This window comes from Wujia sp. (assembly GCF_056872695.1).
The window spans coordinates 199,225-213,980 of record NZ_DBMFCD010000002.1 but is presented as its reverse complement, the minus strand read 5'-3'; the positions used below and the strand labels follow the sequence as shown (position 1 = coordinate 213,980).

Sequence of the window (14,756 nt, the reverse complement as noted above, 5' to 3'; positions counted from 1 at the left end):
ACTGTGAAGCACGAAGTACCGGAAAAAGGAGGGAAAGACAATGAGGATAGGAACCTATAATATGATCAGTCAGATCTATGGCAACACAGGTACCAAAAAGACGAAGGCATCCGGAGCAACCGGGTCAGGAAGCTTTCTCGATCAGGTATCTTTCTCAAGTATGGGAAAAGATATGCAGACAGCAAAGACAGCACTTGGCAATACCCCTGATGTCAGAGAGTCTAAGATCCAGGATTTGAAGCGCCGGGTTGACAACGGCACATACGATGTGAGTGTGGATGATTTTGCACAGAAGCTACTGGACAGTTACAACAAGACAAATATCTAAATGAGGAACCGGTATGGCAAGTATAATTGAGAATCTGATTACGGAATTAAATGATGAGTATGCGTTGTATGAGCAGCTCCTGCAGGTATCGATGGAGAAGACGGGGGCGATTGTATCGAACAATCTCGACCGTCTGTCTGAGACAACAGAGAAGGAACAGCGGCTGGCAGATGCGCTTGCAAGTGTGGAGCACAGACGGCGTGAGACAATGACGAATGTTGCGAACATCTTAGGCAAACGGCCGGAGGAGGTCAAGGTGATGGACGTTGTTACATTTCTGGAAGGACAGCCGGAATTTCATGATCCGCTGCTTGTGATCAATGAAAAACTGGCGAAGCTTGCACGGAGGGTGCGGGAAGTAAACGGACATAACCAGAATCTGATTCAGGATGCACTTGAAATGATCGAGTATAACATCAATCTGATGCAGAATTTGAACCGGGCGCCGGAGACGGCAGAGTATTCGAAGGAGATGTTCAAGGGTAACGCTGCATATGCAGGCGGCGCTGATGCACCGGGAAGATTTGATGTACAAAATTAAAGTGAATGGGAATAAGGGAGTATATGTATGGCAGGAACGATGGGACGGTTGACGGTTGGCGTAACAGGACTTCAGACAAGTCAATATGCGTTAAATGCAACCGCACATAATTTAATAAACACACAGACTGAGGGCTATACCAGACAGCAGGTACTCCTGACAGACCAGTCATATAACAGAGTCGCAACGGACTCATATTATATCAATAACGTAGGTATGGGAGTTGTAACGGCACAGATCCGACAGGTGCGCGACCAGTTTGCAGATGATACCTACCGCACAGAGAGCGGGCGTATGAGCTACTACAAGGCGCAGTATGAAACCGTCTCAGAGATAGAGAATTATTTCGGTGAGCTAGAGGGTAAGGATTTTAACACGACGTTAAACGATATGTGGACATCCATGCAGGAGCTGCAGAAGGAGTCGAACAGTATCGTAACGCGGAGCTCCTTTATCTCCAATGCACTCACCCTGATCGATCGTGTGCAGACGATACGTTCCAGTCTGATCGAGTATCAGCGGAATCTGAACACGGAGATCAAGGATCAGGTCAAGACAATCAATGACCTGGCATCCAGCATCTATGAACTCAACCAGCAGATTCGTGCGGTTGAGGCAGGAAATGTGGAAAAAGCAAACGATTTAAAGGATAAACGGAACCAGGCGCTTGATCAGCTCTCGTCTATTGTAAATACCGAGATCGTAAACAATACAGACGGTACAGTAGAGGTATATCTGGAGGGACATACACTGGTTACCCTCGGAAGAACCTACAAACTGACGACACAGAAGGTGTGTGAGAATGAGAAATATCAGCAAAATTATGGATTCACAGGTTCTTCGACAGACTTCCTGATGCCGGTATGGGAGCAGGATGGCGATCCTTTGTTTAATATAAACCGGGTACCGACCGCGGACAGTAACAGCGATATCGGTTCCCTGAATGGTCTTATGATGTCGCGGGGTTATTTTATCAGTAACTACACGGACGTACCGACAAAGCCGACGAAACCGCTGGAGAAAGATTTTGCCAACAATGCGGATTATCAGACGGCGATGGCACAGTACGAGCAGGACGTCAAAGATTATGTAAAAGATCTGGAATATTTTAATACGTATGTGGAACCATACACGATTACGAATCTGGAGGCGCAGTTTGATGTGCTGATTCATGCGATGGTGACACAGATTAACGATACATTATGTCCGAACAAAACCGTGACGCTGGCAGATGGTTCTACCGTAAAGGTGTTGGACGAGGATACTGCAGGTATCGGCATGGGTGCTGGCAATGAATATCCGGGCACCGAGTTGTTTACGAGAAACAGCGTGGAGCGGTACACAGAGCGTACACTGACACTGGCAGATGGAACGACACAGACGTTCAAGGTATATAACGAAGAAAATCCGGACGATTTCTATTCGCTTTATACGATCGGAAACCTGAAGGTGAACGAGAAGCTGTTACAGAATCCGTCCCTGCTTCCACTTTCCCGTGTATCGGGCGAGGAGGCACAGACGATTGCGGATGAACTGCTGGCACGGTGGAACGATAAGTTCGCAACGGTCAGCCCGAATTCACTGGTACAGTGCAATTACAAAGATTATTACAGCGGTATGATGGACGATCTGTCAGACCGCGGATATACATACAAATCCATGATGGAAACCGGACAGCAGGCAGTGTCTGATGCTGAGAATACGAGACAGCAGCTGCTTGGTGTATCCTCCGACGAGGAGTTATCCAGCATGATCAAATTCCAGCACGCATACAATGCATCTTCCCGCTATATCAATACCGTATCCGAGATGATTGCATATCTGATCGAGAAGCTGGGAGCATAACAATAAAAAGATAACGCATTTGACAAAGGAGTGGAAGCGATGCCATCTACATTTTTAGGACTCAATACAGGTCTTTCGGGACTGTCATATTTTCAGACAGCACTTAATACGACCGCACATAACATATCCAATGCAGATACAAAAGGATATTCCAGACAGAACGTGCAGGCTTCCGCATCGGATGCCTTACGACTGAACAAGACATACGGTATGATGGGAACCGGTATTACCGCTTCTGCCGTAGAGCGCCAGAGAAATGAATATTATGACACGAAATACTGGTCTGCAAATTCCAAATACAGCCAATACAACACACAGCATGCCAATCTTGAACAGCTGCAGACATATATGAATGAGATGACTTCCGATGCCGGCTATACAAAATGGATGTCAGAGTTATCGGATGCTATGCAGGATCTCTCGACGAAGCCTGCAGATTACACAACGAGAATCTCTTTTGCACTCACAGCAGATTCTTTTACGGACATGGTAAATGAACTCGCCAGTAATTTCCAGTCTACACAGAAGACGATCAACGATGAAGTCGAACTTGCGGTCAGTGAGGTAAACTCGCTTTCCAAACAGATCTATGAGCTGACACAGGAGATTATAACAATTGAATTAAAGGGCGGAAATGCAAATGATCTGCGTGATAAGCGGGGCGTATGTATCGATACATTATCCGAATATATCAATGTTGACGTGGATGAGCGAAGCATCATGTATGGTGTGGGAAATGATCAGGTCGAGGCAAACGCCAAAACCCTGACGATCCGTGTGAATGGTGAAATCCTGGTCGATGAGCTTGGTTACAACGAACTGACCGTGGTTCCACGGGAGCAGAAGGTAAACCAGAATGATCAGGATGGTTTGGTTGATATTTACTGGAAGAATGCAGATGGAACGGCAGGAGAATTCTTCAATACAGCGAATATAACAGGCAGAATCGCAGGCCTGTTCAATATCCGTGACGGTAACAATGGTGAGGTGTTCTCGGGTACAACAACCGCAGTGTCGGATAACCCGCCGGAAGTGACGGTATCGCTTGCCGAGAGTGTCGCCATGAAAGATTTGAACATTCCAAGCGAGGGAACGATTACCCTGAACGGTAAAGATTATCTGTACGACGGTTGGACGGCCGAGTATGATGCAACCGGAAAGCTGAATAACTTTACATTTAAAAATATGACGATGATTGATGAGAAGAATGCGGAAGTAACAGCTATCTTCCCGACAGGTATCGACGGACGTCAGGCACAGATTGGCGTCAAAAATATGACGAAGGGTATTCCGTATTATCAGGCGAAGTTAAATGAGCTGGTACGTGTGTTCTCGAAATACATGAATGACCTGACAAGTGCAGGTGCTGATACGGATGGAAATCCGGGACTCGATGCATTTACTGCACAGGCGCCGGATGGACATGATTTTGTATTGAAAGGCAGTATGCAGGGAACCGGAACGATTTCTTCCAGCGACGACAGCTATTACCGTCTGAACGGACTGAACTGGGAGTTAAACCAGCAGTGGAAGACTGATCCGAAGAAGATCGTTGTATCTTACAAGGAAGACATCGATCAGGGCAATATAGAAGCAAGAGGCATCCTGGAGAAGATGATGGCTGGACTGACAGATGCCTCGATGTTCCAGCAGGGTAATATCTCGCATTTCCTGCAGGCAATCACAACGAACATGGCGGTTGACACGAAGAAGAACGAAGTATTTGCGGCAAATCAGGATGATATCCGATACACGATTGATAACCAGAGAGCTTCTATTTCCGGCGTCGATAAGAACGAGGAAGGCTCGAATCTGACGAAGTTCCAGGAGTTGTACCGGCTGGCATCCAAGGTAATATCTGTATTGAATGAAGTATATGACAAGCTGATTAACGAGACTGGTGTATAAGAAGGGCTAATGTAAGAAGCAATTGTGTGAAACTTGATAGACAGAAGTGTATATACACAACTGAGGAGGTAGTATATGCGAATTACAAATCAGATGATCTCTAATAACTCTCTGCGCAATATGCAGAAAACCATGGCAAATGTGGACAACCGTACAACGCAGATGGAGACAGGAAAGAAAATTACAAAGGCATCCGAGGATCCGGTTGTTGCCGTGCGTGCCCTGAAGCTTCGTACGATGGTAACACAGCTGGAGCAGTACAAGGATAAGAATATTGGTGATGCAGAGTCATGGCTGAAGATTACGACAACCTCTCTCGATAACATTACCGCGAGAATTGAGGATATCCAGAGCTACTGTACACAGGGCTCGACGGATTCGTTCAAAACCTCAGACAGAAGCGCGATTATTGACGTATTAAAAGAGATGCAGAATATGATCAACAGCGAGGGAAATTCAACCTATGCAGGTCGTTATATCTTCTCTGGTTATAAAACGGATCGCTCCCTTGCGTTTAATGAGACAGAAGATATCAAGAAATATTCGTACAAGATTACACAGCATTTAAATGCGGATAATCTGGATATGAAAACGGTCGTATTAAACGGCGTGAACAATGAAGATGTAGATGGGATTCTGGCAGGCACAAGTACCTATGTAAAGCCGGACAAGGAACAGGTCTACCGCCTGAATCTGGCATATGAGGGCATTTCAAGTAAGGATAGTCAGGGCAATGCAGCGCTTTCCCTAAAAGCACTGGATGCAAATGGTAACACAATCGATTTAAGCGGATTTAAGCAGACGATTAAGACTACTGCGGATGCAGATACTTATTATCAGGTAGGACCGGATGATATCAACATCATCGAGGAAACCGGCGAAATCATCTTTGGCGAAAACGTGTACAATACACTCAAACAGGCGGACGATATCGTAGTTGACTACGCAAAAAATAAGTTTGAGGCAGGTGACCTCCGCCCGGAGCATTATTTCGATTGTACGCAGTACACGGAGCAGTCGGATGGAAGCATTAAGACTGTGGATTACGATACATATGACCGGACGCAGGCGATTTATTATGAAGTGAATTTCAGCCAGAGTATTCAGGTTAATACCGAGGGTAAAAATATCATTAACGATGATATGAGCAACAACATCAATGATCTGATCTATACACTGCAGGAGTTAGATGCAGCGGAAAAGACAGAGAAGAAGTTAAAGAGTATGCTTACAGATACCCAGTATGCGTCGAATGATGATGCAGTAAAGCAGATCAACGCCATGCTGGAAGACATCAATGTCGAAATCGCAATCAAGAAAGAGACGATGCAGAAGACATTTGCGAAGAATATCACGAACTTCCAGGGCTATATGGATCAGGTATCTGCCATCCAGTCCGATGTCGGAAGCCGCATGACAAAGCTTGACATGATCAGGACTCGCGTGACAGAACAGTACAGCACATTCAAGGAATTGAAGTCTGAAAATGAGGATGTGAGCACGGAAGAGGCAGCATTGAACTTTAAGGAAGCGAATGTCGTATATGAGGCAGCGCTTGCAGCTACAAGCAATCTGGTCAGAGCATCGCTGATTGATTATTTGTAGAAAATAATTCCGTCATGCGTATGTCTGTTACGATTTCGAGAGTTCGAAGAACGGAGAAATCGTTATTATTGTATATATAATGAAGAACGATTTCCAATTTTTGAGGAGGGATAAAGCATGGTAGCAGAAACAAGATTATTTGGTACAGTCGACATCGCGGAGGACAAAATCCTGGAGTTCCCGATGGGACTGATTGGTTTTGAGAATTTAAAGAAATTTGCAATTATTTATGACAGCGACCGCGAGCAGCGCTCGAAGATCAGCTGGTTACAGTCCATGGAGGAGCCTGCATTGGCACTTCCGATCATCCATCCATCTGAACTGATTGATGATTACGGTCCGATCGTGGAGGACGAGCTGATGAAGAATATCGGCGATCCGGCAGATGCGGATATTCTGATGTTCGTTACATTGTCGATTCCTTCGGACTTAACGAAGATGACAGCGAATCTGAAGGCTCCGATCATCATCAACACAGAGGGCAGAAAAGCCATTCAGGTGATCGTGGAGAACGAAGATTACAAGGTGAAATTCAATGCCTACGAGGCAATCCAGAAGATGAAAGAAAAGGCAGGTGAGTAATATGTTAGCACTATCCAGAAAACAAGGCGAATCCATCGTGATAGGCAATAACATTGAGATCACTGTGCTCGAGGCGAAGGGCGATCAGGTCAAGATCGGTATTTCCGCGCCGAAGAGCGTGCCTGTCTATCGCAAGGAAATCTACGCACAGATTCAGGAAGAAAACCGCGAAGCTGTGGCAAACCTCGATGTAGAAAGTTTGAAAAAACTCTTATAAAGTGGTAAAGTATGAGTGATTAGTTGACGATACAACTAGTAGGAAACTATAGGCGTATGCCGTTCATGGATGGAAGGCATACAAGGTTCACGCAAGGAGGCGTATAGATTATGGGAATGGATGGAATCGGAGGCGTAGGAGCCTTAAATGTAAGTTCACAGACAAGAGTGACACGTCCGCAGTCTGAGACGGTGGATGTGAACACAGGCAGTACTGCCGGACAGCAGGTGCAGGTTGCAAGCTTACCACCGGTTGGCGGAAAAGGCAGCAACAAAAATAATAACCAGTCCGGACAGCAGCAGGATCGCGGAGCGGTACAGACGGATCAGGAAGTTGCACCAGACAAGATCAAGGCAGCGGTCGATGATCTGAACAAGACGGTAAAACAGGCAAGTCCGCTTCATCACACCCAGCTTAGCTTCAAGTATCATGAGGATACAAACCGGATTTCGATTACCGTTACAGATAGTGACACCGATGAAGTCATCCGTGAGATTCCGCCGGAGAAGACACTCGATATGCTTGCAAAGGCATGGGAGATGGCAGGACTTCTGGTTGATGAGAGAAGATAGAGGAGAACCCCGTCACGAACGACGTGAGTGATTTAGGATGAGTTCGACGAACTGCCGCCGAGCGAATGCGAGGGGGCGATACCTTGAACAGGAGGAATCAATATGGCAATGCGTATGACAGGTCTCGTATCCGGCATGGATACCGAGAGCATGGTGAAAGAACTGGTCAGCGCCAGCTCTGAAAAAGTAAATAAAATCAAACAGAAAAAGCAGGATGTTGAGTGGAGGAAGGAGATCTGGAGCGGACTCAATACGAAGATTTATAACTTCTACAAGACAGAGCTTTCTGCATTCAAGACTGTAAGTAGCTACAATGCGAAGAAAGCAGTGGCAAGTGATGAGACAAAGGTGTCTGTCAGCGTCGGAGCAAATGCTTCAAACGGTACACATTCGGTATCCGTAGAGCAGACCGCATCTTCTGCATATCTGACGGGGGACAATATCAAGATAAAAGGGAATTCCTATACCAGATACAATGACGCAGGACTTGCTACAAAGTTTGCGGATATGATAGATGCGTCCGGACAGAATCTGAGTCTGGCAGGACAGAAGATCTCTATCTCCGATGGAACCAACACGGTGGAATATGAGCTTGGCGGAACCGGGACAGATGGTGTTGCATCCCTTTCCGAATTGAACGAGAAGCTTGCGAAGGAAGAGAACTTCAAAGGCTTGTCTGCAAGCATTAAGGACGGAAAGCTGACATTCACGAACACAACCGCGAAAACAGCAGATGATGGCAGCAAGAGTGGAACAACTTATACTGTGAAGGCAGATGCACTTGGCATCGACGGTACCGTCGGTTACGACAAGGATGCAGCAGCCGGAAATACCGTGAGCGCTGCATTTACCGCGAAGGTGGCAAATAACTTTACAAGCGCAGATATCTCGGGGACTACGAAATTAGCGGATCTTGGAATCAAGGTTGGAACAACATTTTCAGTCAATGGCAAGGATTTTGTCGTGGATGACAAGTCAACGATCAATGATTTCACGACAGCTGTCTCCAAGATGGGTGTCTCCGCAAGCTTTGATGCCGCACAGGGAAGATTCTATGTCAATGCATCGAAGACCGGTGCTGCAAATGATTTCAATATCACATCGAGTGATAAGAGTGCATTGGAGGCACTTGGACTTGGCAGTGGTTCTAAGAAGGTGGATGCAAGAGATGCCATCATCTATTATAATGGCGTCAAATACACGGGCGACAGCAACACGATGACCATCAACGGCATGACCATCACTGCAAAGGCAAAGACAGATACAGCGGTGAATGTCGAAGTATCCGCAGATACAGATGCCGCTTATAATAACGTCAAGAAATTCGTGAAGGCTTACAATGAGCTGATCGATGAGATGAACAAATACTATAGTGAGAAGGATGCCGGATATGATGCCTTAACAGAGGATGAGAGAAGCAAGCTGTCCGACACGCAGATCGAGAAGTGGGAAGAGAAGGCAAAGCAGGGATTGCTGCGCCGGGATTCTACATTGCAGACATTGCTTTCTGACATGCGTACCATGCTGAACAAGGGCGTACAGGTGACACTTGCAGACGGTAGCACAAAGACGATGTCGCTTGCATCGATCGGTATCGTGACAGGTGATTATACAGAGAACGGTAAATTGCACATTATGGGTGACGAAGATGATGAAAATTATGCGTCACAGGAGAACAAGCTTCGTGCAGCCTTGGAAGGAAATGACAACTTAGTCAGTCAGATCATTGGTGGAACGACAGATAACAAAGGCGTCGGAACACAGATGTATGATTATCTCAGAAAATCCATGACACGTATCGAGGGTGTCCGGAGTACACAGACCTTCTACAACGACAAGACACTTGACAGCGAGATCGACGATTATGATGATGAGATTGATAAGTGGGAAGAGAAGCTGCAGAACTTAGAGGATAAGTATTACAATCAGTTCTCCAAGATGGAAGCTGCGATGGCGAAGATGCAGAGCCAGCAGTCATATCTTTCGTCTTTATTCGGAGGCTGATGAAACATGGAAGACAAAATGGTATCTGGAGGGTTAGAACATGGCATATAACATGGCGGCAAAAGCATATGGAACGGGTAAGGTAGAGACAGCAACACCGGCGGAGCTTACCCTGATGCTCTATGAGGGTGCCGTAAAATTCTGCAATATCGCAGTGGTAGCACTCGAGAAGAAGGATTATGAGAAGACGAATACGAATATCCAGAAGTGCCGGAATATTATAGTAGAGCTTACCTCAACGCTGGATATGAAATATCCGGTGGCAGAGGACTTCAAGCGGATGTATGACTATATCTTTGCACTTCTGACCGAAGCGAATATGAACAAGGATATGGAGCTTTTGAATCGTGCGCTCGGAGAGCTGCGCGATATGCGTGATATCTGGAAGGAAGTTATGAAACGTGCGCGGGGACCGCAATTTTCTTTGAGTTAGGAGGCAGACATGGATCAGATCGGAACTTATGTGAGGATTCTGCGGGAGTCTCTAGAACGCAAGAGGCGGTATCTAGAGGAGATACTCGCGCTTACAAACAAACAAGCAGAGCTTGCCGCGGAAGAGAAGTTTCGGGAAGATGCGTTCACTGAGCTGGTAGACCAAAAGGAGATACTGATTGGTAATATCAATGAAGGAGATAAAGGATTTTCTTCTGTGTATGACCGTGTGAGGCAGGAGATACAGGCGGATCCAATGCGTTACCGGGAAGAATTGCAGGCAATCCAGAATCTGATCCGTCAGTGCGTAGATCTGGGAATGCAGATTGAGGCAGTCGAGGAACGGAACCGTGCGGCGATGGAACAGGTCTTTGCCATGAAGTTTCAGGGCGTGCGTCAGGTCAAGCAGTCGAAGACGGTTGCGAACAAGTATTATAAATCGATGGCGAATGGCATGGTGAATGATTCCCTGCTTTATGATCAGAAAAAATAATTTTTATAAAAATAATAAAAAGAGGGTTAAGGATATGAATCCTTGTCCGATATATAAGGTGTAAGGAACAAACAAGTTCCTATGAACAAGGTTATTACCCGAGCGGGTTCTAACATATATACTATTCACGGGGCGGTGCCCCAGTACTTCTCGCAAGGACGCGGGAATAAATTCAAGGAGGAATTATTATGGTAGTACAGCACAATTTGCAGGCAGCAAACACAAACAGAATGTTGGGACAGAATGTTAAGGCAGTATCTAAGTCAACTGAGAAGTTGTCTTCCGGATACCAGGTTAACAGAGCAGCAGACGATGCAGCAGGTCTTTCCATCAGTGAGAAGATGAGAAATCAGATTCGTGGTATCAATCAGGCTGTTAAGAACTCTGAGGACGGTGTTTCCCTGATTCAGACAGCAGAAGGTAACATGAACGAGATCCACAGCATCCTTCAGCGTATGGGTGAGCTTGCTACAAAGGCAGCCAATGATGTAAATGCTTCTGATGATCGTCAGGCTATCGATGATGAGATGACACAGCTTAGAGATGAGATTAATTCTATTGCTAAGAAGGCAGCGTTCAACGGTACAAAGCTTCTGACAGGTTCTTTCAAGGACAAGCAGCTTCAGGTAGGTGCAGTTGCAGGTGAGAACATGTCAATCACAATCAGCTCTATGACAGCTACAAGCATCGGTGTAAATGCTCTTAAAGTATCTTCACACAAGGTTGCAGCATCCGCAATGACAGCTATTTCAAAGGCTATCAAGGATGTATCTACAGCTCGTTCTAAACTGGGTGCTATTCAGAACCGTCTGAACTACACGATCAACAATCTGGAGAACTACTCTGAGAACCTGACAGCAGCTGAATCACAGATTCGTGATACAGATATGGCTACTGAGATGACAAACTACACGAAGAACAACATTCTTCAGCAGGCAGCTCAGTCTATGCTGGCTCAGTCAAATCAGTCTACACAGGGCGTACTCTCATTACTTCAGTAATTGAAATATTATTGACAAAATTCGGCTGGCTCTATATGGGCCAGCTTGTTTTGTTTCAGGAGGAATTATATGCAGTTTCCACATACATATTTTGAAGATGAAATCCGGGAAGGATTCTATATTACGGGAGCCATGAAGCGTGCATGGGCAGCGCAGCTCGAGGTGCTCGAAGAGATTGACAAAGTCTGCAAGAAACACAATATCCGTTGGTTTGCAGACTGTGGCACGCTGCTTGGAGCAGTCCGGCACAGAGGTTATATTCCTTGGGACGACGATATGGATATCTGCATGCTTCGCCCGGATTATATCAAGTTCAATCAGGTGGCAGAACAGGAGCTTCCGAAGAGTTTTGTTGTATTGAATATGCATAAAGAGGAACTGTATCTCGAATATATGACGCGCGTGACGAATGGACATCGTCTGAATTTCGACTCGAATTATCTGGAGAAATATCATGACTGCCCATATGCAACCGGTATTGATATATTTGTGCTTGATTATATAGCAGAGGATGAGGAAGAAGAGAAAGAACGGAAAGCTTTAGCAACTTTGATCATGGCAGCAGGGGATGAAATAAAGGAAGACAACAGTAATATAGGAGAGTATGAAGATGTTTTGAAGCAGATAGAAGAACTCTGCTTAGTAGAATTTGATTATACACAGTGTATCAGGCAGCAACTGTTTCAGGCAGGAGAGAAAGTATTTTCCCTGTATGCAAGCAAGGGTGGCAGCCATGTAGCGCTCATGCCATATTGGGTATACTTCGATAATCACCTATACCCGGCAGAATATTTCGATTCGACAGTTATGGTTCCGTTCGAGATTACGAAGCTTCCGGCACCGGCATCCTATGATGGTGTCTTGCAGATTGAATATGGGGATTATATGAAGATTGTAAAAAGCGGGGGTGTACACGATTATCCGTTCTTTACAGGGCAGGAAGAGCATTTGAAAGCACTGGTATCGCCATATCCGTTTGAGTATCATTTCTCCAAGGATGATTTAGATCTAAGTCACAGACAGAAGAAGGAGAAGCCGTATGAGGCAGCGATACAGCTCGCAGGCCTTATGGAAGAGGCTCATAACATGCTTCTGAAAGTAGTTGCGGGGAGACAATATACGGAAGCGGTACAGCTTCTGTCAGTTTGCCAGGAAGGCGCTGTCCAGATAGGTAATCTGTTGGAAGAACGATTGGGCGAAGGGACAGAACCTGTAAAGCTTCTGGAGCAGTATTGTGAATTGCTATATCAGATAGACGAATTGACAGGTCAGGCCGTGGAACAGGGTGTTGGAATTGATGTGGATGATCTGGCAGGTGTATTGACAGAAATCGCAGATGGGTTCAAAGAATGTGTGGAGCGATGTGTACCGAAGAAGCGTGTGTTGTTCCTGACATACAAAGCATCCAACTGGAAGGCGTTTGACAGTGTATGGCGGAGAGAAAAAGAGGAAGCAGGGACGGAAGTGACGGTGCTTCCAATTCCGTATTATCTGCGGGATGCGCAGGGTGCGATAAAGGAATCGTATTATGAGGGCAATCAATATCCGGACTATCTCGATGTGCAGGATTATCAGACCTATGATATCGAGAAGGTGCATCCGGATATCATCTTCATACAGAGTCCGTATGATAGCTATAACTACACGACTTCCGTGGCTCCGCAGTATTATTCTTCTGTGATCAAGAATTATACAGACAAGCTGATCTATATCCCGTGGTTCAAGGTGGATGTGCCAAGTGAAGAGAATCAGAAGGCACGGAAGGTGATGGATTATTACTGTCGTATGCCGGGTGTTGTGCATGCAGACCTGACGATTGTACAGTCAGAGGCTATGCGGCAGGCGTATATTGATTATCTGACAGAGTTCGCCGGGGAAGATACACGGGGAATCTGGGAGACTAAAATTCGCGGAGATGGCTCCCCGCTTGATGATGCCGAACGATATGAGCGGGAGCAGGAACGGGAAGAATATCTGCGGAATATGCCATCGAACTGGAAGAACATGATCTGTCGTGCAGATGGCAGCAGGAAGAAGATTATCCTGTATGGTACGAATGTCGCAACGTTGATGCAGCATGGTGGCGCAGCGATTGACAAGATTCACAGAAGTTTGAAAATATTTGAAGAAAGCAAGGAAGATGTGGTACTATTATGGAGACCGCATCCGCTCTTCGGGCAGGCGGTCGAGAAGGCGTGTCCGGAGCGAATCGAAGAATATCGGTCGATTGTCCGAAATTATCAGGAACAGACATGGGGGATCTACGATAATACACAGGATAGTGACTGCGCGGTATATGTATGCGATGCATATTATGGAGATTCCGATAGCCTGGCGCATAAGTGTGAAGTGCTGAAGAAACCGGTTATGATAGAGAATGTAGATATATAAAGGAGATATACGGTCGGTGCAGATGTAGAAATATATGGGATTCGCATATGACCGGCACAGATACAGGATTAATATGTTGTGGCAGAATATATAAGTATCAGTATATGGCAGGAACATAGAGAAGTATGGTTGGGGAACAGGTGAGAAAGGGGTTATGTATTATGTTTGAATTGAATGCATCCATGATGTGTGCGAATTTTGGAAATCTGGAGAAAGAAGTAAAGGAACTGGATACGGCAAGAATCGATTCCTTCCATATTGACATCATGGACGGACGTTATGTAGGGAACTTCGCGATGTCACTCTATGATATGGCATATATCGCATCGGCAACGACAACGCCGCTGGATGTCCATCTGATGATCGAGCATCCGAACAACAATATCCAGATGTTCCTGAATCGCCTTCGAAAAGGTGATACGGTATATATTCATCCGGAAGCGGAGTATCATCCATCTACGACACTACAGAAGATCGTAGATGCGGGTATGGTGCCGGGGATTGCAATCAATCCGGGAACAAGTATCGAGACGGTATATGAGATGTTACATATTGTGGACAAGGTGCTTGTCATGACCGTGAATCCGGGGAATGCCGGACAGATGTACCTGCCTTATGTCGGTAAGAAAGTAGAACGTCTGGTATCTATGAAAGAGGAAATGGGCATCAAGGTCTACTGGGATGGTGCCTGTGGCAAGGATAAGATCGAGGAATTTGCGCCAAAGGGCGTCGATGGGTTCGTACTGGGTACGACGGTTCTGTTCGGAAAGAACCGTCCATATGGCGATATCCTGCGTGAGATACGGGAGATTGGATAGTATAAGAGAAGAAAGGGTG

General features: G+C 45.8%; 14 protein-coding genes. All 14 read left to right on the top strand.

Translation table 11 applies throughout. From position 1 onward, the window contains the following. Positions 1–40 precede the first annotated feature (40 nt). Positions 41–328: a flagellar biosynthesis anti-sigma factor FlgM gene (gene flgM / locus ACZQK9_RS03565; RefSeq protein ID WP_178018314.1), complete on the top strand. Its 288-nt coding sequence runs from the start codon at positions 41–43 to the stop codon at positions 326–328. Between the two features lie 13 nt (positions 329–341). Then, on the top strand, positions 342–869 hold the full coding sequence (locus ACZQK9_RS03560; protein WP_178018313.1) for a flagellar protein FlgN: 528 nt from the start codon (positions 342–344) through the stop codon (positions 867–869). Between the two features lie 27 nt (positions 870–896). Further along, entirely contained in the window at positions 897–2,714 is a 1,818-nt protein-coding gene (flgK, locus tag ACZQK9_RS03555; RefSeq protein WP_216507766.1) for a flagellar hook-associated protein FlgK, read from the top strand. Positions 2,715–2,753: 39 nt separating this feature from the next. After that, complete coding sequence (gene flgK, locus ACZQK9_RS03550; RefSeq protein WP_483269632.1) at positions 2,754–4,622, top strand: flagellar hook-associated protein FlgK; 1,869 nt, start codon at positions 2,754–2,756, stop codon at positions 4,620–4,622. Positions 4,623–4,697: 75 nt separating this feature from the next. Next, complete coding sequence (locus ACZQK9_RS03545) at positions 4,698–6,227, top strand: flagellin N-terminal helical domain-containing protein (RefSeq protein WP_483269631.1); 1,530 nt, start codon at positions 4,698–4,700, stop codon at positions 6,225–6,227. A 117-nt stretch (positions 6,228–6,344) separates the two neighbouring features. Next, positions 6,345–6,809 carry a flagellar assembly protein FliW gene (fliW, locus tag ACZQK9_RS03540; protein WP_216507769.1) on the top strand — a complete coding sequence of 155 codons (465 nt, stop codon included), beginning with the start codon at positions 6,345–6,347 and terminating at the stop codon, positions 6,807–6,809. Position 6,810: 1 nt separating this feature from the next. Continuing rightward, positions 6,811–7,026 carry a carbon storage regulator CsrA gene (csrA, locus tag ACZQK9_RS03535; protein WP_021984862.1) on the top strand — a complete coding sequence of 72 codons (216 nt, stop codon included), beginning with the start codon at positions 6,811–6,813 and terminating at the stop codon, positions 7,024–7,026. Positions 7,027–7,136: 110 nt separating this feature from the next. Continuing rightward, the gene (locus ACZQK9_RS03530; protein ID WP_483269630.1) at positions 7,137–7,598 is read left to right on the top strand and encodes a flagellar protein FlaG; all 462 of its coding nucleotides are present in this window, start codon (positions 7,137–7,139) and stop codon (positions 7,596–7,598) included. A 102-nt stretch (positions 7,599–7,700) separates the two neighbouring features. After that, positions 7,701–9,602: a flagellar filament capping protein FliD gene (gene fliD / locus ACZQK9_RS03525; protein WP_483269629.1), complete on the top strand. Its 1,902-nt coding sequence runs from the start codon at positions 7,701–7,703 to the stop codon at positions 9,600–9,602. Positions 9,603–9,642: 40 nt separating this feature from the next. After that, a complete protein-coding gene (fliS, locus tag ACZQK9_RS03520; protein ID WP_249321366.1) occupies positions 9,643–10,035 on the top strand; it encodes a flagellar export chaperone FliS in 393 nt (130 codons plus the stop codon). Between the two features lie 9 nt (positions 10,036–10,044). Further along, positions 10,045–10,527 (top strand): hypothetical protein, encoded by a 483-nt coding sequence (locus ACZQK9_RS03515; RefSeq protein WP_249321367.1) that lies wholly within the window; start codon positions 10,045–10,047, stop codon positions 10,525–10,527. Positions 10,528–10,715: 188 nt separating this feature from the next. Continuing rightward, on the top strand, positions 10,716–11,528 hold the full coding sequence (locus tag ACZQK9_RS03510; protein ID WP_118374216.1) for a flagellin N-terminal helical domain-containing protein: 813 nt from the start codon (positions 10,716–10,718) through the stop codon (positions 11,526–11,528). A gap of 69 nt (positions 11,529–11,597) precedes the next feature. Next, the gene (locus ACZQK9_RS03505; protein ID WP_249321369.1) at positions 11,598–13,919 is read left to right on the top strand and encodes a LicD family protein; all 2,322 of its coding nucleotides are present in this window, start codon (positions 11,598–11,600) and stop codon (positions 13,917–13,919) included. A 158-nt stretch (positions 13,920–14,077) separates the two neighbouring features. Next, complete coding sequence (locus tag ACZQK9_RS03500) at positions 14,078–14,737, top strand: ribulose-phosphate 3-epimerase (RefSeq protein ID WP_483269708.1); 660 nt, start codon at positions 14,078–14,080, stop codon at positions 14,735–14,737. The last annotated feature ends 19 nt before the right edge of the window (positions 14,738–14,756 follow it).